Consider the following 23,663-nt stretch of genomic DNA (forward strand, 5'->3'; position numbering starts at 1 on the left):
GCGGCCCGAACGTGAATGGGAGCGATAGAGCGATGAGTGACTTTGCCGGAATGGAAGATCTGCTGCAGGACTTCCTGGTCGAAGCCGGAGACCTGTTGTCAGGTGTCGACAACAAGCTGGTCGATCTGGAGCGCTTCCCTGACGACCGGAACCTGCTCAACGATATTTTTCGCGGGTTTCATACCATCAAGGGCGGCGCCGGTTTTCTGAACGCCACCGAGCTGGTGACCCTGTGCCACCTCACCGAGAACCTGTTCGACAAGCTGCGCAACGGCGAACTCGCGGTCAGCTCGGAGATGATGGACGTCATCCTCGAGGCGACCGGTGCAGTGCGCGAGATGTTCAATCATCTCGAGCATGGCGGCCAGCCGCCGGCAGCCGATCCGGCCCTGATTGCCGCGCTGAAACTCGCCATTGCCGGTGAGGCCGTGCCGGCGGTCGAGCCGGCGTCAACCAGAAAGGGTGGTGGCGAAGGCGGGGGCGAGAACACCGGCAGCGCGCACGAGCCTGACTGGAAGCTCCTCTACAACGCCGTCGCGGTGGTGCCGAAGGGGACTGTCGAACCTGCAGCAGAAGCCGCGAAGCTCATTCCTGCGCAGCCGCTGGAGGACCCGGAAGAGGTCATCAAGCGCGCGGTCGGACGCCGTGCGAGCGACCGGCCAGGTGCTTCCGCACCGGCAGGGAGACGCGAGGGCGAGCGTCAGCGCGACAACTCGATCCGCGTCGATACCTCGCGTCTTGACCAGGTGCTGAACCTGTCGGGAGAAATCGGGCTGACCAAGAACCGACTCAATGCGCTGCGCAGCGACATCCTGAGCGGACGCAACGATACCGAGACCCTGCATGCGCTCGACCTGGCGGTGAGCCAGCTCGACCTGCTGGTTTCGGATCTGCAAAACGCGGTGATGAAGACTCGCATGCAGCCGATCGGGCGGCTGTTCCAGAAATATCCGCGCATTGCGCGCGATCTTGCGCGCAATCTCGGCAAGGACGTGGAGCTCGTGCTTGCCGGCGAGGAAACCGAGATTGACAAGACCATGATCGAGGACTTGTCCGATCCGATCATCCACCTCATTCGCAATGCGGTCGATCATGGTGTCGAGGACAGCGTCGAACGCCGGGCCAATGGTAAGCCGGAGAAGTCCGAAGTACGTCTGGAGGCGCGCCAGGAGGGCGATCACATCGTGATCCTGATCGCCGACGACGGTCGCGGCATGAACGCTGAGAAGCTGCGGGCCAAGGCCTTGCAGAAAGGCCTCATCACCGATGAGGAGGCCAATACGATGGATGAGCGGCAGAGCTTCAACCTCATCTTCCTGCCCGGATTCTCGCTTGCCGCCCAGGTGTCGGACGTATCCGGCCGCGGCGTCGGCATGGACGTGGTGCGAACCAACATCCAGAAGCTCAACGGATCGATCGACATCCGCTCGACCCAGGGCAAGGGCACGACCTTCATCATCAGCCTGCCGCTGACGCTGGCGATTCTGCCCGTGTTGCTGGTCAGGCTCGGGGAGCAGCCGTTTGCCGTGCCGCTGTCGATGGTGCGCGAGATCCTGCCGATCGAGATCGACCAGGTGCAGGAGGTGGGGGGCAGGGCGACGATGGTGGTGCGGGGCGAAGTGCTGCCCATTCTGCCACTTGCCGGCCTGCTGGGCTGGGAGCAGGAGCGCCCGCCGGAGTACGGCGTGCTGATGCAGACCGCCGAGCTGTCGTTCATTCTGGCCATCGACAGTTTCGCCGGTCGCGAGGATGCCGTGATCAAGTCGCTCGATGACTTCCGGCCCAAGGGTGTGGCCGGTGTGACGACCCTGTCCAACGGACAGATCGTCCTCATCCTCGACATGAAGGAAGTGCTGGGCGCGGCTGGCGATCAGCGTGGTGTGGCACGCTCGGCGCTGGTGAAGAAGCCCCTGCCGCAGCTGGCGGCGGCCTGACCCGCCAGCTGCGCGCCGCGGCCAGCGTGAGCTGCCGTGCGGCGCGCAGTGCCTGAAGCGGCCGTCGCCGCTTCAGTCTGCTGTCAATTCAAGCAGTTTTGAGAACGCTTCCTCGAACTGGCGCAGGCCGTCCGCCTGCAGCTTCTCGCCGACTGCATCCATGTCGATCGAGAGGGCTGCAAGGCCATCCATGGCCGCCTGCGCGAGGCTGACGTCCTGCTCCAGCGTATTGCCGACCTTGCCATGGTCGCGCAGCGCGTCCAGCGTTGCGTCAGGCAGGGTATTCACTGTTTCCGGCCCGATCAGGGGCTCAACGTACAGCAGGTCGCTGTAGTCGGGGTTCTTGGTCCCGGTGCTGGCCCACAGCATGAACTGCGGGCGGGCGCCCGCCGCCTGCAGGGCGGCAAAGTCGGGACCGTGAAAGCGCGCGCGGTAGCGCTGGTAGGCGAGGCGTGCAGTGGCGACCGCAGCCTTGCCGCGGAGTGCCAGCGCCTCGCCGCCGAGCTCTTCCAGCTGCTTGTCGACCAGGGTATCGACCCGCGACAGGAACAGGCTTGCCACCGACATCACGCTGGAAACGTCACCGCCCGCGGCACGCAGACGTTCGAGGCCACGCACATAGGCGGCGGCAACCGCATCGACATGGGCGAGCGAGAACATCAGGGTGACGTTGACGCTGACGCCGGCGCCGATGAGCTGTTCGATCGCCTTCAGTCCGGCAGCGCTTGCGGGTACCTTGATCAGCAGGTTGGGACGATTGACCGCGGCCTTGAGCCGCAGGCCGGCTTCCAGGGTGCCTGCGGCGTCGTCGGCCAGTTCGGGTGACACCTCCAGGCTCACGTAGCCCTTGTTGCCGTGCGATTCGCGGTGCAGTGGCAGCAGCAGGTCACAGGCGCGCTGCACGTCGGGGATCACCAGCTGTTCATAGCGCGCTTCGGCACCGATGGGCTGGCGCTTGAGCGCCGCCAGATCGTCTTCGTAGTAGCGTCCGCCGGCAATGGCCTTGTAAAAGATTGCCGGGTTGGTGGTCACGCCAGCGACGCCATCCTCGGCTATGAAGCGTGCCAGGTGCCCCTCGTTGAGCAGCGTGCGGGAGAGGTTGTCGAGCCAGATTTGCTGACCCTGTTCGCGAACTTGCAGCAGCGGATTCATGTGACCTGAGGGCGGGTGACGGATCGGACCCTTATTCTGCTATGAATCGCCCGTGGCCGAAAGTCCGTCAGCCTGCAAATGCCAACCGAGTGCCGTCAGTACCTTCGTAAAGTCCTGTGCCAAGGGGCAGTCGATCTGCAATGGGGTGTCGCTCAAAGGGTGGCGGAAGGCGAGTCCGGTGCACGCGAGGAGCAGGCGATCGCTGCCGAAGAGGGTCTGGAATAGCCGGTTGTGGCGGCCCTTGCCAAATGTTGCATCGCCAATGATCGGATGCGAGACATGTTTCAGGTGGCGGCGCAGCTGATGGCGGCGGCCGGTCTCGGGTTGCAGCTCGACCAGCGCATAGCGGCTGCTCGGGTAGCGGTCGACCTGGTAGGGCAGTTCGGCCGTGGCCAGTCGGCGGTAGCGGGTGATGGCGCTCTGCGGCAAGGTTTCCGCGCGCGCAGACCTGCGCTCCGCGGGGTCGAAACGGCGCACCAGCGGATGATCGATGACGTCGGCTGCGGGCGGATGTCCGCGCACGACAGCAACATAGCGTTTCGATACCTGCTGATTCTCGAACAGCGCGCCGGCACGCGCGGCCGTATCGCGATCGAGTGCGAACAGCAGTACGCCCGACGTGCCTTTGTCGAGACGGTGAGCGGGATGGACGTGGCGGCCGATCTGGTCGCGCAGCAACTGTACCGCGAAGCGCTCCTCGCGCGCGTCAAGTCCGGTGCGATGAACCAGCAGACCGGAGGGCTTGTGGATCGCGATCAGGTGATCGTCGCGATAGAGGATGTCGAGCATCGGAGGGTATGGCCTTGTGCTTCGGGCGTCCGAGAAAACAAAAGCGACCCCGGAGGCCGGGATCGCTTTGCGAGTCTGCACTCCCCGAAGGGAGCGGGACGGCAGGAATCAGGCGAAGTTCTTCGCCGCGAATTCCCAGTTGGCCAGCTTGTCGAGGAAGGTGGCCACGAAGTCCGGACGACGGTTGCGGTAGTCGATGTAGTAGGCATGTTCCCACACGTCGATACAGAGCAGTGCCTTGTCGCCGGTGGTCAGCGGGGTGCCGGCGGCGCCCATGTTGACGATATCCACTGCGCCGTCAGCCTTCTTGACCAGCCAGGTCCAGCCCGAACCGAAGTTGCCCACGGCCGAAGCGGTGAAGGCCTTCTTGAAGTCGTCGAACGAGCCCCACTTGGCCTTGATTGCGTCGGCCAGTGCGCCACTCGGCTCGCCGCCGCCGTTCGGCTTCATGCTGCTCCAGAAGAAGGTGTGGTTCCAGACCTGGGCGGAGTTGTTGTAGATGCCGCCGGCGGGGGCCTTCTTGACGATGGCCTCGAGGTCGAGGTTCTCGAACTCGGTACCCTTGATCAGGTTGTTCAGGTTGGTGACATAGGCCTGATGGTGCTTGCCGTAGTGAAACTCCAGGGTTTCAGCAGAGATATGCGGAGCCAGGGCATCCTTGGCATAGGGCAGAGCGGGAAGAGTATGTTCCATCGAGTTCTCCAGTCGGTATTGTCGAAGCGTCAATCGGTCAGTCAATGAGGAATGCCGATGATTCAAAGCCTGACCATTCTAGTCGGGATTGGTCTGAAGTGACAATCCTGAGGGCCATGATCATAAGCCTATCCGTGGGGCATGGAAACTGGCCGGCACGGTGTGTGCGCCGGCAGATCAGCGCTTGCCGGTGATCTTTCCGCTCAGTTCGCCCTCAGCCAGTTGCACATGAATCGTGTCGCCAATGCCGGCCGTCGTGGCCGAGCGCAGGATGTTGCCGGCCGCATCGCGGGTGATGCTGTAGCCCCGGGCCAGCACCGCCTCGGGCGCCAGGTGCTGGAGGTGGGCGGCGAGAGCGGCGATGCCATGCCTGTGCGCGTCAAGCCTGCCGCGGGCGGCTCGTCGCAGCCGGTCGCCGAGTTGATCGACCTGTTGCTTTGAGCGGGCAGGATCCGGGCGTCGGTTCTGCAGCCTGACCGCGAACTGGGCCTGGCGATGGGCGCTGCGTTCCAGCTGGGTGCGCATGGCGCGCTGCAGGCCCTGTCGCAGCCCGTTCATGGTTTCTGCTGCCCGACGCAGGCGCTCGCGCGGGTGCACCAGGCGCAGGGCGCAGCGGTCCAACTGCTGTCCGAGGGTTTCCAGCCTGCGCTGCATGGTGCGTGTCAGACGCATCTCGAGTGTCTGGCATTCGCTGCGTGCGGCGTGATAGCCGGCGCTGGCGAGCTCCGCGGCACCGGTCGGGGTGGCGGCGCGCAGGTCGGCGGCAAAGTCGGCAATGGTGAAGTCGGTTTCATGGCCGACGCCGCTGACAACAGGCACCGGGCAGGCCCGGATCGCGCGCGCCAGGGCCTCGTCGTTGAAGGCCCACAGATCTTCGATGCTGCCGCCGCCACGTACCAGCAGGATGAGATCGATGCCGTCGGACCCGGCCCGTCGCCCAGCCTGCTGCAGCGATGCGAGCAGCCGGGCGGGGGCGTCAGCGCCCTGCACCGGTGCCGGATAGAGCACCAGCGGCAATTGTGGGCAACGCCGCTGCAAGGTTGCGATGACGTCGCGCAGGGCGGCTGCGGCGGGCGAGGTGACAATGCCGATGCCGCGTGGAAAGCGTGGCAGGGGCCGACGCCGTTCGGGGTCGAAGAGCCCCTCGGCCGACAGTTTGTCCTTGAGCCGGTTGAAGGCTTCGAACAGGTTGCCGATGCCCGCCGGACGCAGGGCTTCGACGTTGAGCTGGTAGTCCCCGCGCGCCTCGTAGAGCGTGACCAGTGCCCGGGCTTCGACCTTCATTCCGTTTTCCGGGCGGAACGCCAGCAGCTGCGCCCGGTTGCGCCACATCGCGCACCGCACCTGCGCCTGCGCATCCTTGAGGGTGAAGTAGATGTGGCCCGAGCTGGCCCGGGTCAGGTTGGAAACCTCTCCGCCAACCCAGAGCAGGGGAATGCCGGCTTCCAGTGTTTCACGCGCAAGACGGTTGAGCGCAGAGACGCCAAGTACCTGTGATGCTGGGATTTCTGCGGGCATGCGGGCGTGAGGGTCGGTTTCCGGAGGCGGGATTGTAGCGGAATCCACAGCCTGTCAAGTACTTCAAGCGCCGTCATGCAAGTCCTTGATGAAACAAAGGCTTATTTTTAAGTCATTGTTTTTATGGATGAAATATGTTGCACAAATTTTCATCGGAGTAAGACAAGCCGCGCCGTTACCGGGATTGCGGGCAGGATTCAGAAATGCCCCACAAACTTATCCACAGCTTCTGTGGATTGCTTGGGCTGCGAGCCGGCTTGCCCTGCCTGCGCGGCAAGGCTAGAGTTCCGCTTTTGCTGATTCGAGGTTGATACGCGTGTTCGCGATCATTCAGGCCGCCGGCTGGCCCATGTGGCCCTTGTTGTTTGCGTCGGTGATTGCCGTCGCTTTGATCATCGAACGTTCGGTCAGCCTGCGCCGGGCGCGCGTCGTGCCCGCCGGCCTGCTCGACAACGTCATTGCCGATCTGCGTCAGCACGGCAGCTCGCCCGAGATGGTGAGCCGCGTTGCAGCCCATTCTCCGCTCGGCCGTGTGCTGGCGGCGGGTCTGCGCAATGTGACGAGCACCCGGGTGATCATGAAGGAGTCGATCGAGGAGTCGGGGCGTGCCGTGGTGCACGATCTCGAACGCTTCCTTACCACGCTGGGCACGATTGCCGCGATCAGCCCCCTGCTGGGCCTGTTCGGGACCATCGTCGGCATGATCGACATCTTTGCCTCGCAGGGCGTCAACGGCGCCAATCCTGCACAGCTGGCCAAGGGCATTTCGATTGCGCTGTACACCACGGGTCTCGGCCTAATCATTGCCATTCCGGCGACCATCTTCTGGCGCCACTTTCGCCGTCTGATCGATGACTTCGTGGTCGATATGGAACAGCAGGCGATCAAGCTGGTTGAAGTCGCCCATGGCGAGCGCCGTGGCTGAGCACCGACCATGAATTTTCGTCGTGCCGTTCGCCATGAAGAACCCGAGATCAACCTCATTCCGTTGATCGACGTGGTGCTGGTCATCATCATCTTCCTGATGCTGACCACGACCTTCACCCAGACCAGCGGCCTTGAGATCAACCTCCCGACCGCCGAAGCCACTGGCGACGAAGCGGTGAGCAACGAGATCGTCGTCGCCGTGACGGCAGCGGGCGACGTCATCGTCAATCGCAATCCGGTGGCCGACAAGGGCATCGAAGCGATTGCCGAGGCATTGGGCAAGGCCCGGCCGGGCGGACAGAAGGAGCCGGTGGTGGTGATCAACGCCGATGCCAAGGCCGCCCACCAGAGTGTGGTCGATGTGATGCAGGCTGCGCAGCGCGCCGGTCTGGCCCACATCACTTTCGCCATCCAGACGCCTCCGCGCTGAGGCGGCATCGATGGCAGCCCGGGCGCCGGCCTTCTGGCAGAAGCGTTCAGGACGGGCGCTGCTGCTGTCTCCCTTGTCCCTGCTGTTCGGTCTGCTGGCGTCGCTGCGACGCGCCCTGTACCGGATGCGCGTGCTGTGCGCGGTGCGCCTGCCGGTGCCGGTGATCGTGGTTGGCAATATCGCAGTCGGCGGCAGCGGCAAGACGCCCACGGTCGACTGGCTGGTCAGGCAGTTGCGCGCGGCCGGATGGTCTCCTGGCATCGTGTCGCGCGGTTATGGCGGTACGGTCGAGGGTATCGGCCTGGTGAGCGCGGACAGCGACCCAAGTCTGTGTGGTGACGAACCGGTGCTGCTGGCCAGGCTGACCCGCTGTCCGGTCGCAATCGGTCGGGATCGCCCGGCTGCGGCGCAGGCCCTGCTTGCAGCGCACCCGGAATGCGACCTCATCGTGTCCGACGATGGCATGCAGCATTACCGCCTGGCGCGGGATGTCGAGATCGCGGTGGTCGATCAGGCAACGCTGGGCAATTGTCGTCTGCTGCCGGCCGGCCCCTTGCGTGAGCCGCTCGGACGCTTGCGCAGCGTCGATCTGGTGATTGCGCACGGTGCGCTTTCCCTGCCCGTCAGTGCGGCGATTGGCAGCGTCGCAGTGGCCTCCATGGTGCTCGAAGGTGCCAGTTTCCGTTCGCTGCGCCGCCCGGATGACACCTGCCAGGCCTCGGCATTTCGAGGGCAGCGCGTGCATGCACTGGCCGGTATCGGGCGCCCGGAACGCTTTTTCGATCAGTTGCGCGCGATGGGTCTCGACGTGGTTGAGCACCCCTTTCCCGATCATCATCGCTTCAGCGCGGCCGATCTCGATTTCGCGCCCGACGAAGCAAAGCTGATGACGAGCAAGGATGCGGTAAAATGCGCCCCTTTCGCGCCTGACAATGCCTGGGAGTTCCCGGTGCAGGCCTCAATTGGTTCGGGTGCTGCCGAACGCATCCTGGAGAAGCTGAACAATGGACGCCAGACTGCTTGAGATTCTCGTTTGTCCGATTTGCAAGGGGCCGCTTGATTACCTGAAGAGCAGCCAGGAGCTGGTGTGCAAGGGTGATCGACTCGCTTTCCCGATTCGCGACGGCATCCCGGTGATGCTTGAGGAAGAGGCGCGCGTCATGAGCGCTGAAGACGTCGACGCCCTGCGCTGAGGCGGCCGATGAAGACTGCTTTTCGAGTCGTGGTGCCGGCGCGCCACGCGTCCACCCGTCTGCCGGGCAAGCCGCTGGCGGATATCGCCGGCAAACCGATGGTGGTGCGGGTGCTGGAGCGTGCGAGTGCAGCGGGCGCAAGCGAGGTCTGGATCGCAACCGACCATGACGGCGTGCGCGACGCGGTGCTTGCGGCCGGGGGCAAGGTGCAGATGACGCGCGCCGACCACCCGAGCGGTACCGACCGCCTGGCCGAGGTGGCGACTGCGCTCGGATGGGCTGACGACGACATCGTGGTCAACGTGCAGGGTGACGAGCCTCTGATCGACCCGGCGCTGATCGCTGCGGTCGCGAACGCCCTCGCCGACGATGCCGATGCCGCGATTGCCACCGCTGCGCACCCGATCCATGCTGCTGACGAGATGTTCAACCCGAACGTGGTCAAGGTGGTGTGCGACGCGCGTGAGCGTGCGATGTATTTTTCACGTGCGCCCATTCCGTGGGCACGCGATGCCTGGGCGGACACGCGCCAGGCGCTGCCGCCCGAGTTGCCGGTGCTGCGCCATGTCGGGCTCTATGCTTACCGGGTCGGATTTCTCAAGCGCTATGCATCGCTCACGCCTGCGCCGGTCGAGCACTGGGAAGCGCTGGAGCAGTTGCGCGCGCTGTGGCACGGATTCCCGATCCGGGTGCTGCGCCTGGACGCCGCACCAGCGGCCGGCGTGGATACGCTCGAAGATCTGATCCGGGTACGGGCGGTGTTCTCCGCAGGTTGAGGCATTCGCGATCGTGTTTGACCGGTCGGGACTTGTCGGTTAAGTTTCGGCCTTGAACCAATAAGACCATGCCGCCGGATGGCGGACGCATTTTTCGGGGAGGGTGTATGCGACTGATTCTTCTGGGACCGCCGGGCGCCGGCAAGGGAACGCAAGCCAACTTCATCAAGGAGAAGTTCGGCATTCCGCAGATCTCCACGGGCGACATGCTGCGTGCTGCTGTGAAGGCGGGAACGCCGCTGGGTATCGAGGCCAAGAAGGTGATGGATGCCGGCGGCCTGGTATCCGACGACATCATCATCGGTCTGGTCAAGGATCGCCTGCAGCAGGATGACTGCAAGTCCGGCTACATGTTCGACGGTTTTCCGCGCACCATTCCGCAGGCCGACGCGATGAAGGATGCCGGCGTGCCGATCGATTTCGTGCTCGAAATCGACGTTCCCGACAGCGAAATCGTAGAGCGCATGAGCGGTCGTCGTGCCCACCTGCCGTCGGGCCGCACCTACCACGTCAAGTACAACCCGCCCAAGGTCGAGGGCAAGGACGACGTGACCGGTGAGGATCTGGTGCAGCGTGACGACGACAAGGAAGAGACGGTCAAGAAGCGTCTCGACGTCTATCACGCTCAAACCAAGCCGCTGGTTGCCTACTACAGCGACTGGGCTGCCTCGGGTGCCGCCAATGCGCCCAAGGTTCGCAAGATCCTGGGTCTGGGTGCTGTCGAGGAAATCACTGCCCGCGCCTTTGACGCCCTGAAGTAAGCAGTCTCTGCCGTATCCAGCGCGGTCGGTGCCGTTTTGCGGTGCCGGCCGCGTTTGTCTTCATGCTCCCATTTTCTTCGGAAACGCCGTCCATGAACCTGCTTTATGCCCAGTCCGGTGGCGTGACCGCCGTCATCAATGCCAGTGCTGCCGGGGTGATTGATGCTGCGCGTGAGCATCCCGGCCGGATCGGCAGGGTGCTGGCGGCGCGTCACGGCATTCTCGGTCTGCTGGCCGAAGACATCTACGACACCGCCGGTGTCGATACCGTTGCGCTGGCCCATACGCCCGGCGGCGCCTTCGGTTCGTGTCGTTTCGATCTGCCTCCGGAGGACGAACAGCCCGCGCTCTACGACCGGCTGTTTGCCGTGCTTGCTGCCCATGACATCGGCGCGGTGCTGTACAACGGCGGAAATGGCTCGATGGACCTCATTGGCAGGCTCTCGGGCGCGGCGCGCCGGCGTTCGTTTCCGCTGGTCTGTGTGGGCGTGCCGAAGACGGTAGACAACGACATCGAGGGTAGCGACTGCTGCCCCGGCTACGGTTCGGCGGCCAAATATCTGGCGACCTCGATGCGCGAGGCCGGACGCGATGTGGCCTCGATGACCGGACGCAAGGGCCGGGTCTTCGTGATGGAAGTGATGGGGCGCAATGTCGGCTGGCTGGCGGCAGCTACGGCGTTGGCAGCGCGTACGCCCGACGAGGCTCCACACATCGTGCTTCTGCCTGAGGTTGCGTTTGACGAAGCCGCCTTCCTTGCCCGCGTGCAGGCCGTGGTGGAGCGGCTGGGCTATTGCGCGGTGACGGTGGCTGAAGGGCTGCGCGGTGCCGATGGTGGTGTGCTGATGAAGCAGGACCGGGATGCAAAAGGCTATGTCCAGCTGGGTGGGGCGGGCGAGGCCATTGCGCATCTGGTGCACGAACGCCTGGGTTACAAGCAGCATTTTTCCGTGCCGGATTATCTGCAGCGTGCAGCAGGTCACTGGATTTCGGCAACCGACCATGCGCAGGCGGTGGCGGTTGGTCGTGCGGCCGTTGGCTATGCCCTCGAGGGCCAGGACGGGGTGACCGCCGCGATCCGACGTGTGTCGGACGCGCCCTACACCTGGGATGTGGTCCCGGTGGACGCGGCCGGAATCGCCAACCTTGAACGCAAACTTCCCGCCGGCTTCATCGCGGCGGACGGAATGGGGCTCAACGAAGCCGGGCGGCGCTATATTCAGCCGCTCATCTGTGGTGAGCTGCCCATTCCTTGCGTCGATGGCTTGCCCGCGCATTACGTCATCGACCAGCCCTTGCTTACCCGCCAGTTGCCGCCTTACGCTGCCTGAATCCCCGCCGCATTCACGCTGGAGGTCTTTGCCATGATCATGATCTGCAAACGCAGTATTTGCATCGGCATGCTGAGCCTGTTTGCCGCCCCTTTGCCGCTTGGTGCGCAGACGCCGGCACAGCCCGAGGCGGCGACCGGCTTTGAGCCGCGTCCGGCGGCATATGCGCCGCATGCAATGGTGGTGACGGCCAATCCTCATGCGACCGAGGCGGCGCTGGGCATGCTGCGTGCGGGTGGTTCTGCCGCAGATGCCGCAATCACCGCGGCGCTGGTCCTGAATGTGGTCGAGCCACAGTCCTCGGGGCTGGGTGGCGGTGGTTTTCTGCTTCATTTCGATGCCGCGCAGAAGAGGATGGTGGCCTGGGATGGGCGTGAGACTGCGCCGGCTGCGGTCGACGACGCCCTGTTCCTGGATGCGGCCGGCAAGCCCATGCAGTTTCACGCTGCTGCGGTGGGCGGGCGTGCGGTTGGTGTTCCCGGGCTGCCGCTGCTCCTCGCCGAGGTGCATCGGCAGCATGGGCGCCTGCCGTGGGCACAGCTCTTCGAGCCTGCCATTCGTCTGGCGGACGAGGGCTTTGCCGTGTCGCCCCGCCTTCATGCGCTGATTGCAAAAGACCGCTATCTCGCGGCCGATGGCGCGGCGAAGGCGCTGTTTTTCGATGGCAATGGTGCGCCGCTGGCGGTCGGTGCGCGTTTGCGCAACCCGGCGCTGGCCGATGTCATGCGCCTGCTGGCAAAGGAAGGCGGCGAGGCATTCTATCGGGGGGCAATCGCTGCCGACATCGTTGCAGTGGTGGGTGCGGGTGAAAACCCGGGTACCTTGTCGATCGAGGATTTCGCAGCCTACCGTGTGGTCGGGCGCGAAGCCGTGTGTGGCCCCTACCGCGGCTGGCGGGTGTGCGGCATGCCGCCCCCAAGCTCGGGCGGTGCAACCGTGCTGGCCATGCTCGGCATGCTCGCGCGTTTTCCTCTGGCAGAGATCGATCCCGAAAGCGCATTTGCCACCCACCTGTTTGCCGAGGCTGGGCGACTTGCCTTCGCTGATCGCGACGCCTGGTACGGCGATCCGGTGTCGATGCCGCTTGCGCCTGCGCGCTTGCTCGAACCTGGCTATCTGGCGCAGCGTGCCGCCCTGATCTCGCTCGACAGCAGTCTTGGTCGTGCGCAGCCGGGCAATCCGTCGTCCGCGCATGAGCCGGTGCCGGCAGCGACGCCCGAGCGCCCCTCGACGACGCATGTCTCGATCGTCGATGCCGATGGCAACGCGGTTTCGATGACGGCGTCGATCGAGGACGCCTTTGGCAGTCGGCGCATGGCGCGGGGCATGCTGCTCAATAATCAGCTGACCGACTTCTCCTTTGCGCCACGGGATGCGCGTGGTCTGCACCCCAACAGGGTGGGGCCGGGCAAGCGCCCGCGCAGTTCGATGGCGCCGACGCTGGTGTTCGCGCCGGATGGACGCCTGCACGCAGTGCTCGGCTCGCCGGGTGGCAGCGCAATCATCAATTACGTGGCGTCGGCGATTATCGGTCTGGTCGACTGGGGGATGGCGCCCGATGCAGTGCTTGCCCGTCCGCACGCGGCCAGTCGCAACGGGGCGACCGAAGTCGAGCGCCGCCCCGATGGCGAGGCGCTTGCAGCTCGGCTCGCCCTGTTCGGGCATGAAACCATAGTGCGCGAACTTACCAGCGGGACCAGCCTGGTGCTGCGCAGCGGGGAAGGCTGGGCCGGCGCGGCCGATCCTCGTCGGGAAGGAATGGCCGCGGGCCTGTAATCAGTCGCTGACGGACGGGTTCAATGTGTAGGTGCCGGTGATGCTGGCCTGCGCGAGTACGTGTCCGGCAATCGCAGCCCGGACTTCGGGGCCGGTAAAGCGGCCTTCGATCGGGCAGCGATCGACATCGAGCGCGAACAGCGTAAATACATAGCGGTGCATCAGTTCGTCGTTCCACGGCGGGCAGGGGCCGTCGTAGCCATGGTAGTTGCCACGCATCGACTCGTCGCCCGCAAACCACTCGGTGTAGTTATTGACGCCCTGACGCGTTCCGTGCGCGGCGTCCGGGCCGGGCTTGCCGCCGGGGGTGACGCCGCTCGAGAAGCTGCCTTGCGCGATTTCGCGCTGATCGGCCGGGATGTCCACCAGGATCCAGTGAAAGAAATCGACCCGCGGCAGGCTGGCCGGAACACTTCTCCCTTCCTGATTGACGTCCTCTCCGCTGCTCGGGACGTCGGGGTCGTGGCAGATGAGGGCGAAGGAACGCGTACCCGTGGGCACGTCGGACCAGCTCAAGTGGGGGTTCAGGTTCTGGCTGAGCTGCACATGGCCCTCGGTCGCCGGAATGCAGAAAGCAAATTCGCCGGCGATGCGTGCGCCGTCGGTCAGGCTCTGGCTGGTCAGTTTCATGTCGCGCCTCCTTGCGGGTGATGAATCATTCGATTCTAGCGGCTGTGCGACGTGCTGATCACCCGAAATGCGTGACGGCGCCCTGCTGACAGGGCCGGGCCGCGGCTTGTGCGCGGCAGCTTGAGTACGTCAGCTTGCCGCCCGGCGTCGAAAGTCGCGCGGACGAAAGCCCAGCGCAAACAGCGCCCCGAAGTATGTGACCGCGCCGGCGACCACCGCCCCGGCCAGCCAGCTGACACGCGCCAGTCCGCTGCGCTCGAGCCAAACCGCATCGGCACTGACGCCGAACCAGAGCACGGCGGCCATCGCAGCCAGTGCAACAAGGAGCTTGAGCCAGAAGCGCCCCCAGCCCGGCTGTGGAACATACACGCCGCGCCGGCGCAGGCCGCGATAGAGCAGGCCCGCATTCAGGCAGGCTGCCAGGCCGATGGCCAGGGCCAGCCCGGCATGGCGCAGGGGAACGATGAAGGCGAGGTTCATCAGCTGGGTGGCAAGCAGCGTGATCAGGGCAATCTTGACCGGGGTGCGGATGTCCTGACGGGCGTAGAACCCCGGGGCGAGCACCTTTACCAGGATCATCCCGGTGAGGCCGATGCTGTAGGCGAGCAGTGCCTCGCGCGTCTGCAGGACGTCGTTGCTTGCGAAGGCCCCGTAATGAAACAGGGTGGTGATCAGCGGCACTGACAGCATGGCCAGGCCGAGTGCGGCGGGCAGGGTCAGCATCAGTGTCAGGCGCAGCCCCCAGTCGAGCAGCGACGAAAAGGCTTCGGGGTTGGCGTCGGCGTGCAGCTTTGCGAGGCTGGGCAGGAGGATGGTGCCAAGGGCGACACCGAGCAGCCCGGCGGGGAACTCCATCAGGCGATCCGCGTAGTAGAGCCAGGACACGCTGCCGCTTTCAAGAAATGACGCGAAGATGGTGTTGATCAGCAGCGAGATCTGGCTGACCGAGACGCCGAGGATTGCCGGGGCCATGAGCTTCAGGATGCGGCGCACGCCGGGGTCGGAGTAGTCGATGTTGAAGCGGGGCAGCATGCCGATTCTGGCCAGCGGCCTGATCTGCAGCGCAAGCTGCAGGATGCCACCCAGAAAAACGGCCCACGCCAGCGCCAGCACCGGCGGATCGAAATACGGCGCGGCGAACAGTGCCATGCCGATGAAGGACAGGTTGAGCAGTACTGGCGTGAAGGCCGGGATTGCAAACCGGCTCCAGGTGTTGAGAATGCCGCCGGCGAGCGCGACCAGGGACATGAACAGGATGTAGGGGAAGGTGATCCGGGTCAGTTCGACGGTGAGGGCAAACTTGTCCGCATCTGCCGAGAAGCCCGGCGCGGACACCTGAATGATCAGAGGTGCGCCGAGGATGCCGAGCAGGGCAACCGCGGCGACGGTGAGGCCGAGCAGGGTGGCGACCCGGTCGACGAGGTGGCGGGTGACCGCTTCGCCCTGCTTGTTCTTGTATTCGGCGAGAATCGGAACGAAGGCCTGTGAGAAAGCGCCTTCGGCAAACATTCTTCGCAGCAGGTTGGGCAGACGGAAGGCGACGAAGAAGGCATCGGTCGCCATGCCGGCACCGAATGCACGCGCAATGACAAAGTCGCGGACGAAACCGAGAATGCGGGACAGCAGTGTCATGCCACTGACGGTGGCAAGGGCGCGCAGGAGATTCATGCGGAAATGGGGCCGTCGGTAAAGGCGGCATGATAGCCGGCCCGGGCACACGTGCGACACATTATCCAAGAATGTTGCTTGCGTCCGGCGACCTTATTGGTTAAGATCGCGGGCTTCTTAGAACCACGAATCTCACAGGAATTATAAATATGGCCAACTCGGCACAAGCTCGCAAGCGCGCACGTCAGGCGACCAAGGCCCGCGCCCATAACGCCAGCCTGCGTTCGCGTCTGCGTACTGCGATCAAGGCCGTGCGCAAGGCTGTTGTGGGTGGTGACAAGGCTGCCGCTCAGTCTGTCTTCAGCACTTCGATGAGCACGATTGACAGCATCGCTGACAAGAAGATCATTCACAAGAACAAGGCTGCTCGCCACAAGAGCCGTCTGTCCGCTGCCGTGAAGGCAATGGCTGCCTGATCTTCAAGCATCGATCTGCGGCTTATTGTCGCAAACAAAAACGGCGACCGTGATGTCGCCGTTTTTTTTGCTTCCGTGCTTTGTTTTCTGCGTCGTGCCTGCAGGATGGGGTGTCCGGCGCCCGGGGCTGGCCGCGGGCGAAATCCCTGGGGCTGCTGCCTACAGCTGGTCGTCGCTGATCGGTTCCATCTGCAGTTCATTGTCGTTGGCGAAATTCACCATGAACTTGTAGGCAAGGGGTTCGATGTCGTAGAGGCGGGCGTCGACCATCACGGTCTTCTGGCCCTTGAGGGTGCAGCCGGGGCGCACATAGGGGGAATACATCATGCGGTGGTCGGCACCGAAGGCCGACATGATTCCGCACAGCCGGTCCGCCCAGTCGCTGGGGCGGAATGTTTTTCCTTCCCTTGTGACCCCGATGATGACGAAGCTCTCGATCTTCTGGTTCATGTGTCATGCCATGTCGGGGAGTGGTACAGGGCCGGGGTTGCCAGCCGCTGCAAGAAACCGGCCGGATTCTAGCAGAATTCGGGGTGCGTGATGTGCTGCAGCATCGTGCTGTATCGGGCGTTGTATGTACATTTGCCCCTGTTTTGGCTTAACATCCATGCTCACTTCCTGTACGGCGGCGTCAGCCGCCGTGCGCGTTTTTGGTCCATCCTGATCGGGGTTTTCCATGTCCCATGTCATGAACACCTACGCCAGATTGCCGGTGGCATTCACTCACGGCGACGGCGTCTGGCTCCACGACGAAACGGGCAAGCGCTATCTTGACGCGCTCTCTGGCATCGCGGTTTCGACGCTCGGGCACAATCACCCGCGCCTCGTTCGCGCAATCTCCCAGCAGGCGTCGCGCGTGCTGCATACCTCCAACCTGTACGGCATCCCGTTGCAGGATCGTCTTTCCGACCGTCTCGCCGACGCTTCGGGCATGGAAGAGGTTTTCTTCTGCAACTCCGGCTGCGAAGCGAACGAGGCTGCGATCAAGCTAGCGCGGATGTATGGCCACCAGAAAGGTGTTGAACTGCCCACGATCGTGGTCATGGAAAACGCCTTTCACGGACGCACGATGGCGACGCTTTCGGCAACCGGCAACCGCAAGGCGCAGGCAGGCTTCGAGCCGCTGGTGTCGGGTTTCGTCCGGGTACCCTACAAAGACATCGCATCGCTGCGTAACGTCGCTGCACACAACGGCAATGTCGTTGCGGTCATGCTGGAGATGATCCAGGGTGAGGGCGGTATCCATATCGCTGATGACGACTTCCAGCGCGAATTGCGCGCCCTGTGTGACGAGCACGGCTGGCTGATGATCTGCGACGAAGTCCAGTGCGGTCTGGGCCGCACCGGAAACTGGTTCGGCTGGCAACATGCCGGCGTGCGTCCGGACGTGATGACGCTGGCCAAGGGGCTCGGTTCGGGTGTGCCGATCGGCGCCTGCCTGACCGCGGGCAAGGCGGCCGGCTTGTTCAAGCCGGGCAACCATGGCTCGACCTTCGGTGGTAATCCGCTGGCCTGCGCGGCCGCGCTTGCGACCATGGATGCCATCGTCGACGACAATCTGATGGACAACGCGGTCGCTGTGGGTGATGCGATCCGCAACGGCCTCGCGACTGCACTGAAAGGCGTGCCCGGCGTGGTGGATATCCGCGGTCGCGGCCTGATGATCGGTATCGAGCTCGACCGCCCCTGTGGCGACCTGGTGAAGCGCGGCCTCGACGCCGGACTGCTCATCAACGTGACGGCAGATCGCGTTGTGCGCCTGCTGCCGGCGCTGATTTTCAGCAGCGACGACGCCGCAACGCTGGTCGATGCGCTGGCGCCGCTGATCAAAGACTTTTTGTCGCAGTGACGGCAAAGGCAGACTGCCCATGAGTTCACCCCGACACTATCTGCAGTTCAACGACCTGTCCGCGGACGAGTACGCGCATATTTTCAAGCGTACCAAGTGGATCAAGGACAAGTTCAAGAACTACGAGCCCTACCATCCGCTCTTCGATCGCACGCTGGTGATGATCTTCGAGAAGGCGAGCACCCGCACCCGGCTGTCTTTCGAGGCCGGGATGCAGCAGCTTGGCGGATCTGCGATCTACCTCAATACCCGCGACTCCCAGCTCGGCCGTGGCGAGCCGGTGGAGGATGCTGCGCAGGTGATCTCGCGCATGAGTGACGTGGTGATGATCCGTACCTTCGAGCAGGACATCATCGAGCGCTTCGCCGCGAATTCGCGCGTGCCGCTGATCAACGGGCTGACCAACGAATATCACCCCTGCCAGATCCTCGCCGACATCTACACCTATATCGAGCACCGCGGCAGCATCAAGGGCAAGACCGTGGCCTGGGTGGGTGACTCCAACAACATGTGCAACACCTGGCTGCAGGCAGCCGAGGTGCTCGGTTTCAATGTGCATGTGTCGACGCCGCCGGGTTATGAAGTCGAGCCCGAGCGCGCCGGGCTGTATGGCACCGACCACTTCGAGCAGTTCACCGATCCGCTCGAGGCCTGCAAGGGCGCCCATCTGGTGACCACCGATGTGTGGACGTCGATGGGTTTCGAGGCCGAGAACGAAGAGCGCATGAAAGCGTTTGCGGACTGGTGTGTTGATGCCGAGATGATGTCGGTGGCGGCGCCCGACGCACTGTTCATGCACTGTCTTCCCGCCCATCGTGGTGAAGAGGTCACGGCCGAAGTCATCGACGGCGCGCAGTCAGTGGTGTGGGACGAAGCGGAGAACCGGCTGCATGCGCAGAAGGCATTGATGGAATTTCTCGTACTCGGTCGCGTCGGGGACGAGGACGCAAGCTGAAGAACGCGATTTGCTGCTAACCGCCGGGCGTCCATAAGACGCCACGGCAACAGACTGGACAAGATGATGAGCGATGTAAAGAAAGCGGTGCTCGCCTATTCCGGCGGACTGGATACCTCGGTAATCCTGAAGTGGCTGCAGGACACCTATAACTGCGAGGTGGTGACGTTTACTGCCGACCTCGGTCAGGGCGAAGAACTCGAGCCGGCGCGCCAGAAGGCGCTCAAGTTCGGCATCAAGCCCGAGAACATCTTCATTGACGATCTGCGCGAAGAGTTTGTGCGCGACTTCGTCTTCCCGATGTTCCGCTGCAACACCGTGTACGAAGGCGAGTACCTGCTCGGTACCTCTATCGCACGCCCGCTGATCGCCAAGCGCCAGATCGAGATTGCACGTGCCACCGGCGCGGATGCGGTCTCTCACGGTGCAACCGGCAAGGGTAACGACCAGGTCCGTTTTGAACTTGGTTACTACGCACTGATGCCCGGCGTGAAGGTGATCGCACCGTGGCGCGAGTGGGACCTGCTGTCGCGCGAGAAGCTGCTCGCCTACGCGGAGAAGGCCGGCATTCCCATCGAGATGAAGCACAAGCAGGGCGGCTCGCCCTACTCGATGGACGCCAACCTGCTGCACATCTCCTTCGAAGGTCGTCACCTCGAGAACCCGGCTGCAGAAGCCGAAGAGGACATGTGGCGGTGGACGGTGTCGCCCGAAGCCGCACCGGATGCAGCCGAGTACGTCGATCTCGAGTTCGAGAAGGGTGACGTGGTCGCCATCAACGGAACCCGTCTGAAGGCGCATGAAGTGCTCGCCAAGCTCAACGAGCTCGGTGGCAAGCATGGCGTGGGCCGTCTCGACCTGGTCGAAAACCGCTACGTTGGCATGAAGAGCCGTGGCTGCTACGAAACCCCGGGCGGCACCATCCTGCTCAAGGCTCACCGCGCCATTGAATCGATCACGCTCGACCGTGAAGTTGCCCACCTCAAGGACGACCTCATGCCGCGCTACGCCAGCATCATCTACAACGGCTACTGGTGGAGCCCCGAGCGCCTTGCGCTGCAGGCGCTGATCGACAACACCCAGCAGACGGTCAACGGCTGGGTGCGGATCAAGCTCTACAAGGGCAATGTGATCGTGACCGGGCGCGACTCGAAGTCCGACTCGCTGTTCGATCCGACGATTGCAACCTTTGAAGACGACCGCGGCGCCTACGACCAGAAGGACGCACAAGGCTTCATCCGTCTCAATTCGCTGCGTCTGCGGATTGCGGCAAATGCCAAGGCAAAACGCGGCTGATCGTTCGCGCCCCTGGCGGAAATACTTGGAACACCGGTGATGGACAACGAAGTACTGATTTTTGGCCTGACGATTGCAGAGTTCGAGAAGATCTCGCTCACCGTCTGTTTTTCTGCGCTGATCATTTACATGTTGTTCATCATCGGCAATCTCGCCCGCGAGTCGAAGGCCGGCAAATATGGCACGGTGTGGATGTTTCTGGCCCTTGGGCTGGGATTCATCGGCTTCGTGGCAAAGGCGCTGATCCAGAAGTTCATGGGTATCGAATAGGAAAGCACTTTTTCATGAGCATTACCGAAACACTCGACGGCGTGGCCGTCTCTACCAAGGCCAGCGTCTATTTCGACGGCAAGTGCATCAGCCATGGCGTGCGCTTTGCAGACGGCACGGGTAAATCCGTTGGCGTCATCCTGCCGGCTGCGCTGACGTTCAATACCGCTGCTCCGGAAGTCATGGAAGGCGTGAGCGGCAGCGCACGTGTGCGCATGAAGGGCGAGACCGAATGGAAGACCTACGCTGCGGGCGAGTCCTTCAACGTGCCTGCCAACTCGAGCTTTGACATCGAAGTGGCGGGCGAGCCCTTCCACTACATCTGCCACTACGGCTGAACAAGCACGCAGGGGAGCGCCATGCCTTCTTTTGACATCATGTCCGAAGTCGATCTCGTCGCGCTGAAGAACGCAGTCGAGGTCGCCAATCGCAAGATCACCAACCGTTACGACTTCAAGGGCACGGATGCCCGCGTCGAGCAGAGCGACAAGTTGCTGACTCTCTACGGCGACAGCGACTTTCAGATCAGCCAGATGAAGGACATCCTGTTGCCCGAGATGACCTCCAAGAAGGTCGATGTGCGCTGCCTTGAGTATGGCGACCTGCAGAAGGTGTCCGGTAACAAGGTCAAGCAGGAAGTGAAGGTCAAGGTTGGTGTCGAGCAGGAAATGGCGAAGAAGATCGTCAAGCTGCTCAAGGACAACAAGCTCAAGGTTCAGGCCGCGATACAGGGCGAAGAGGTTCGTGTGTCGGGTGCCAAGCGTGATGTGCTGCAAGAGGCGATCGCGCTGGTCAAGAAGACGATTACCGACTTCCCGCTCCAGTACGGCAACTTCCGCGACTGATTCGCCGTTTCAAGTCGTCTGTCACCGGATCGTTGCGGCGTCGAGCGCGTCGAAACGATCCGGTGTTTTCATGTGTATTAGGTGCCTACCAGTTGGCTCGCAGGTGCCGTTTCCGGTTGTGCCTGGGCGAAGTAGCCTTCGGTGTGGATCATCTCTTCACGGGCCCCTAGTGCCTTCGCTGCTGCCACACAAGCGGTCACGAATTCAGGGTTTCCCGCCACGAACACGCTGTGCGCCGAAAGGTCCTTGAAGGCCTGCGGCAGCAGTTCAGGCAGTCGCCCGTGCAGACGTCCGTCGCGTTTCTCCCGGGTCAGGCTCGGCTTGTAGCTGAAATTTCTGTGTTTCGTTTCCCAGAACTGCATCAGGCCGGTGTCGTACAGGTCTGCCTCGGTGCGCGCCGAGAACATCAGCGTGACCGGCTTGCGGTAACCGCGCCGCAATGCGGCTTCGGCAAGCGCGAGAATCGGTGCAAGCCCCGAACCCGAGGCCAGACACAGCACCGGCGAGTCTACCGAGAGGTCGCCGATGAAGGTGCCGTAAGGGCCGGAGAGCTTCACCACGTCACCGAGCCTGACGTTGTCGTGGGCCCAGCGACTGGTCTTGCCGTCGTCTACCCGTGTGATCTGCAACACGATTTCGCCATCGGTGCGCGGCGCATTGGCGATCGAATAGCATCGCAGCGGCGCCCCGGCCCGTTCATCGCCAAGGGTGACGTACTGGCCCGGCCAGTAGCGCATCACCTGGCCTACCGGGCGCAGGTGGAGCTCAAGAATGCTCGGCGTGCGTGCGATGCGATCGATGAGCACGAAGCGCTGATCTTCCCGCGGCGGGAAGAGTTTGGGTTTCGCGTCCTCGGTGCCCCATTCGATCACCAGTTCTGGCGACAGCGGCTTGGCCATGCACATCAGGCCGTAGCCTTGCTTGCGCTCCTCCTGCGATAGCGCCATGTCCAGCACCATGCCCTGGTCGAACTGCCCTGAGATTACCTTGACCTTGCATTCGCCGCAGGCGCCGGCGCGGCAGTTGTTCGGCAGCGCATAGCCGGCACGCTCGAGGGCAGCCAGGACGGTGTCACCGCCCTGGCAGTCCACTTCACGACCGGAGGGGTGGAGTTTGATCTTCTGCATCGCTTGTCTCGCTGAGGTCGGTGCGGACGGCGTCTGTTTCGTCGTCGCTGTTGTTGGATACTGCGCTGGCTGGCGTTGTCAGCCGGACGGACCTGCATCCACGGGGGCAGGTCCGTCGGCGCGGGGCAGGGCAGGCCTGCCCTGATCAGAACACCGGAATGATGTCGTTCATGTCGATGTCGGAGATCTCCTGGCCGGAAATGCCGACTTCAGGGATTGCCGGGAAAGGAATCTCGTACCGATCGAGCACACCCTTGAGGTTGAGCATCGCAGCCTTCCAGTTTTCCTTCTTGGCCTCGTAGCTCGGTACGCCAAAACCGGCGCCGCGGGCGACCTCCTCGGCCTCACGCTGGTTGTCGATGAACTCGGCGGGCAGGTCCCAGAACTCCATCGGCGGCTCGAACAGCACTGCGGACAGGAAGAGGTAGCCAGCGCGGATCTGTTTGGTGACCAGTGCCTTGTCCTCGGGCGGAAGCTTCGGGTAGTCGCGCTCCATCAGCGCCATGCAGATCGCCATGTGGCGGCCTTCATCACGGCCGATGTTGCGGAACGCCTCCTTGAACACCAGTTCTCGCGAGTTGTCATGCATCTGCTTGAAGATCGTCGCCGCGGCGATCTCGCCCATCAGGAAGGATGAGAACAGCACTGCCAGCGAATACTTGGGCACGGCCTTCTTGTAGCCCGTCCAGTAGCGGCCGCCGTTGTAGTACAGCCACTTCGCGTTCTTCTGCAGGCGCTTGCCGAGTTCGGTTTTTGGATCGTAGGTGATCGGATCGGGATGGCCGAGAAAGCGGGTAATCGCGAGGCCGCACATCTGCTCGTGGTTCTGTTCGTCGCGGGTGACCGAGAAGAAGCAGCGCCGCACCGGGTCTTCCTCGTGCACTTCATAGGTCTTGATGAAGGCTTCTGCAAACACCGGGGGGGCAGAGGCATCGAACACCGACAGCAGGGTCCACCAGTAAGCGATCGACTCGCGCTCTTCCCAGGTGTAGGACTCGACATCGAGCGTGTCCCACGGCAGCTTCTTGGGGTCCCAGTTCTCGCGCTGTGCCGCATCCCAGACCTCTTCCATCTTGGCGGTCTGCGCGTTCCACGACAGCGGGTAGATGTTCGGTTGCTCGGTTGCCGGCGGAAACTCCATCGTCATCGCCAGCTTCTCGTTATGTGCCATGCCTGTCTCCTCATCTTGGTCTTGGTGGCAGCGTGTGCTGCGCGAAGTGAAAGATGAGGCAGCTTGATCCGGCAGAGTTTGACCTGGATCAAAAGACTGCGAAATTGATCGACCGGTCGGTCAATAATGTTTGAGTCTTAGCTGTGTCGAGGTGGC

The 23,663-nt window shown here is 63.3% G+C and carries 25 protein-coding genes; 16 read left to right on the plus strand and 9 right to left on the minus strand.

What is annotated here, in order from left to right; genetic code table 11:
* Positions 1–32: 32 nt before the first annotated feature.
* The gene (locus tag AC22G6_RS15015) at positions 33–1,934 is read left to right on the plus strand and encodes a chemotaxis protein CheA (protein WP_487367428.1); all 1,902 of its coding nucleotides are present in this window, start codon (positions 33–35) and stop codon (positions 1,932–1,934) included.
* Positions 1,935–2,006: 72 nt separating this feature from the next.
* Here AC22G6_RS15015 and tal read toward each other — a convergent pair whose 3' ends face one another.
* The 4 genes from tal to xseA form a co-directional block, all read right to left on the minus strand.
* Complete coding sequence (gene tal, locus AC22G6_RS15020) at positions 2,007–3,086, minus strand: transaldolase (RefSeq protein ID WP_487367429.1); 1,080 nt, start codon at positions 3,084–3,086, stop codon at positions 2,007–2,009.
* A gap of 39 nt (positions 3,087–3,125) precedes the next feature.
* Entirely contained in the window at positions 3,126–3,875 is a 750-nt protein-coding gene (locus AC22G6_RS15025; protein ID WP_487367430.1) for a pseudouridine synthase, read from the minus strand.
* A gap of 108 nt (positions 3,876–3,983) precedes the next feature.
* Entirely contained in the window at positions 3,984–4,568 is a 585-nt protein-coding gene (locus AC22G6_RS15030) for a superoxide dismutase (RefSeq protein WP_108948889.1), read from the minus strand.
* 177 nt (positions 4,569–4,745) lie between these two features.
* Positions 4,746–6,086 carry an exodeoxyribonuclease VII large subunit gene (gene xseA, locus AC22G6_RS15035; protein WP_487367431.1) on the minus strand — a complete coding sequence of 447 codons (1,341 nt, stop codon included), beginning with the start codon at positions 6,084–6,086 and terminating at the stop codon, positions 4,746–4,748.
* A gap of 316 nt (positions 6,087–6,402) precedes the next feature.
* Here xseA and AC22G6_RS15040 point away from each other — a divergent pair, with 316 nt between their 5' ends.
* The 8 genes from AC22G6_RS15040 to ggt all read left to right on the plus strand — a co-directional run bounded on the left by AC22G6_RS15040 (position 6,403) and on the right by ggt (position 13,280).
* On the plus strand, positions 6,403–7,011 hold the full coding sequence (locus AC22G6_RS15040; protein ID WP_108948887.1) for a MotA/TolQ/ExbB proton channel family protein: 609 nt from the start codon (positions 6,403–6,405) through the stop codon (positions 7,009–7,011).
* A gap of 9 nt (positions 7,012–7,020) precedes the next feature.
* A complete protein-coding gene (locus AC22G6_RS15045; protein ID WP_108948886.1) occupies positions 7,021–7,443 on the plus strand; it encodes an ExbD/TolR family protein in 423 nt (140 codons plus the stop codon).
* Between the two features lie 10 nt (positions 7,444–7,453).
* Complete coding sequence (gene lpxK, locus AC22G6_RS15050) at positions 7,454–8,467, plus strand: tetraacyldisaccharide 4'-kinase (protein WP_487367432.1); 1,014 nt, start codon at positions 7,454–7,456, stop codon at positions 8,465–8,467.
* Positions 8,448–8,636 (plus strand): Trm112 family protein, encoded by a 189-nt coding sequence (locus tag AC22G6_RS15055; RefSeq protein ID WP_108948884.1) that lies wholly within the window; start codon positions 8,448–8,450, stop codon positions 8,634–8,636. Before lpxK ends, AC22G6_RS15055 begins: the two co-directional genes overlap by 20 nt.
* Positions 8,637–8,644: 8 nt before the next feature.
* A complete protein-coding gene (gene kdsB / locus AC22G6_RS15060; protein WP_487367433.1) occupies positions 8,645–9,412 on the plus strand; it encodes a 3-deoxy-manno-octulosonate cytidylyltransferase in 768 nt (255 codons plus the stop codon).
* Between the two features lie 107 nt (positions 9,413–9,519).
* Positions 9,520–10,173, plus strand: a complete 654-nt coding sequence (gene adk, locus AC22G6_RS15065) for an adenylate kinase (RefSeq protein ID WP_108948882.1) — start codon at positions 9,520–9,522, stop codon at positions 10,171–10,173.
* A gap of 92 nt (positions 10,174–10,265) precedes the next feature.
* Positions 10,266–11,504 (plus strand): 6-phosphofructokinase, encoded by a 1,239-nt coding sequence (locus AC22G6_RS15070; protein WP_487367434.1) that lies wholly within the window; start codon positions 10,266–10,268, stop codon positions 11,502–11,504.
* Positions 11,505–11,537: 33 nt separating this feature from the next.
* Complete coding sequence (gene ggt, locus AC22G6_RS15075; RefSeq protein ID WP_487367435.1) at positions 11,538–13,280, plus strand: gamma-glutamyltransferase; 1,743 nt, start codon at positions 11,538–11,540, stop codon at positions 13,278–13,280.
* Here the strand turns inward: ggt and AC22G6_RS15080 are convergent, their stop codons facing one another.
* Both AC22G6_RS15080 and murJ read right to left on the minus strand, forming a co-directional pair.
* Positions 13,281–13,910, minus strand: a complete 630-nt coding sequence (locus tag AC22G6_RS15080) for a YbhB/YbcL family Raf kinase inhibitor-like protein (RefSeq protein ID WP_487367436.1) — start codon at positions 13,908–13,910, stop codon at positions 13,281–13,283.
* A gap of 129 nt (positions 13,911–14,039) precedes the next feature.
* Positions 14,040–15,578, minus strand: coding sequence for a murein biosynthesis integral membrane protein MurJ (murJ, locus tag AC22G6_RS15085; protein ID WP_487367437.1), 1,539 nt, complete (start codon positions 15,576–15,578; stop codon positions 14,040–14,042).
* A gap of 149 nt (positions 15,579–15,727) precedes the next feature.
* Between murJ and rpsT the strand changes: the two genes are divergently transcribed.
* On the plus strand, positions 15,728–15,994 hold the full coding sequence (gene rpsT, locus AC22G6_RS15090; protein ID WP_108948878.1) for a 30S ribosomal protein S20: 267 nt from the start codon (positions 15,728–15,730) through the stop codon (positions 15,992–15,994).
* A 159-nt stretch (positions 15,995–16,153) separates the two neighbouring features.
* Here rpsT and AC22G6_RS15095 read toward each other — a convergent pair whose 3' ends face one another.
* The gene (locus tag AC22G6_RS15095) at positions 16,154–16,444 is read right to left on the minus strand and encodes a DUF3579 domain-containing protein (protein WP_108948877.1); all 291 of its coding nucleotides are present in this window, start codon (positions 16,442–16,444) and stop codon (positions 16,154–16,156) included.
* Between the two features lie 226 nt (positions 16,445–16,670).
* Here AC22G6_RS15095 and AC22G6_RS15100 point away from each other — a divergent pair, with 226 nt between their 5' ends.
* The 6 genes from AC22G6_RS15100 (at position 16,671) to AC22G6_RS15125 (ending at position 21,209) form a co-directional block, all read left to right on the plus strand.
* Positions 16,671–17,843 (plus strand): acetylornithine/succinylornithine family transaminase, encoded by a 1,173-nt coding sequence (locus AC22G6_RS15100; protein WP_487367438.1) that lies wholly within the window; start codon positions 16,671–16,673, stop codon positions 17,841–17,843.
* Positions 17,844–17,862: 19 nt separating this feature from the next.
* Positions 17,863–18,798 (plus strand): ornithine carbamoyltransferase, encoded by a 936-nt coding sequence (gene argF / locus AC22G6_RS15105; protein ID WP_108948875.1) that lies wholly within the window; start codon positions 17,863–17,865, stop codon positions 18,796–18,798.
* 66 nt (positions 18,799–18,864) lie between these two features.
* The gene (locus tag AC22G6_RS15110) at positions 18,865–20,094 is read left to right on the plus strand and encodes an argininosuccinate synthase (protein ID WP_108976069.1); all 1,230 of its coding nucleotides are present in this window, start codon (positions 18,865–18,867) and stop codon (positions 20,092–20,094) included.
* A gap of 39 nt (positions 20,095–20,133) precedes the next feature.
* On the plus strand, positions 20,134–20,364 hold the full coding sequence (locus AC22G6_RS15115) for a DUF2788 domain-containing protein (RefSeq protein ID WP_108948874.1): 231 nt from the start codon (positions 20,134–20,136) through the stop codon (positions 20,362–20,364).
* Positions 20,365–20,378: 14 nt separating this feature from the next.
* Entirely contained in the window at positions 20,379–20,702 is a 324-nt protein-coding gene (gene ppnP / locus AC22G6_RS15120) for a pyrimidine/purine nucleoside phosphorylase (protein ID WP_108948873.1), read from the plus strand.
* 21 nt (positions 20,703–20,723) lie between these two features.
* Positions 20,724–21,209, plus strand: a complete 486-nt coding sequence (locus tag AC22G6_RS15125) for a YajQ family cyclic di-GMP-binding protein (RefSeq protein WP_487367439.1) — start codon at positions 20,724–20,726, stop codon at positions 21,207–21,209.
* A 77-nt stretch (positions 21,210–21,286) separates the two neighbouring features.
* On the opposite strand, the gene AC22G6_RS15130 is transcribed toward AC22G6_RS15125, so the two are convergent.
* Together AC22G6_RS15130 and AC22G6_RS15135 are read right to left on the minus strand one after the other, a co-directional pair.
* Positions 21,287–22,336: a 2Fe-2S iron-sulfur cluster-binding protein gene (locus AC22G6_RS15130; protein ID WP_487367440.1), complete on the minus strand. Its 1,050-nt coding sequence runs from the start codon at positions 22,334–22,336 to the stop codon at positions 21,287–21,289.
* Positions 22,337–22,481: 145 nt separating this feature from the next.
* The gene (locus AC22G6_RS15135) at positions 22,482–23,507 is read right to left on the minus strand and encodes a hypothetical protein (protein WP_487367441.1); all 1,026 of its coding nucleotides are present in this window, start codon (positions 23,505–23,507) and stop codon (positions 22,482–22,484) included.
* Between the last annotated feature and the right edge of the window lie 156 nt (positions 23,508–23,663).

The sequence above is a fragment of the Parazoarcus sp. PS-13 R2A genome (genome assembly GCF_057621855.1).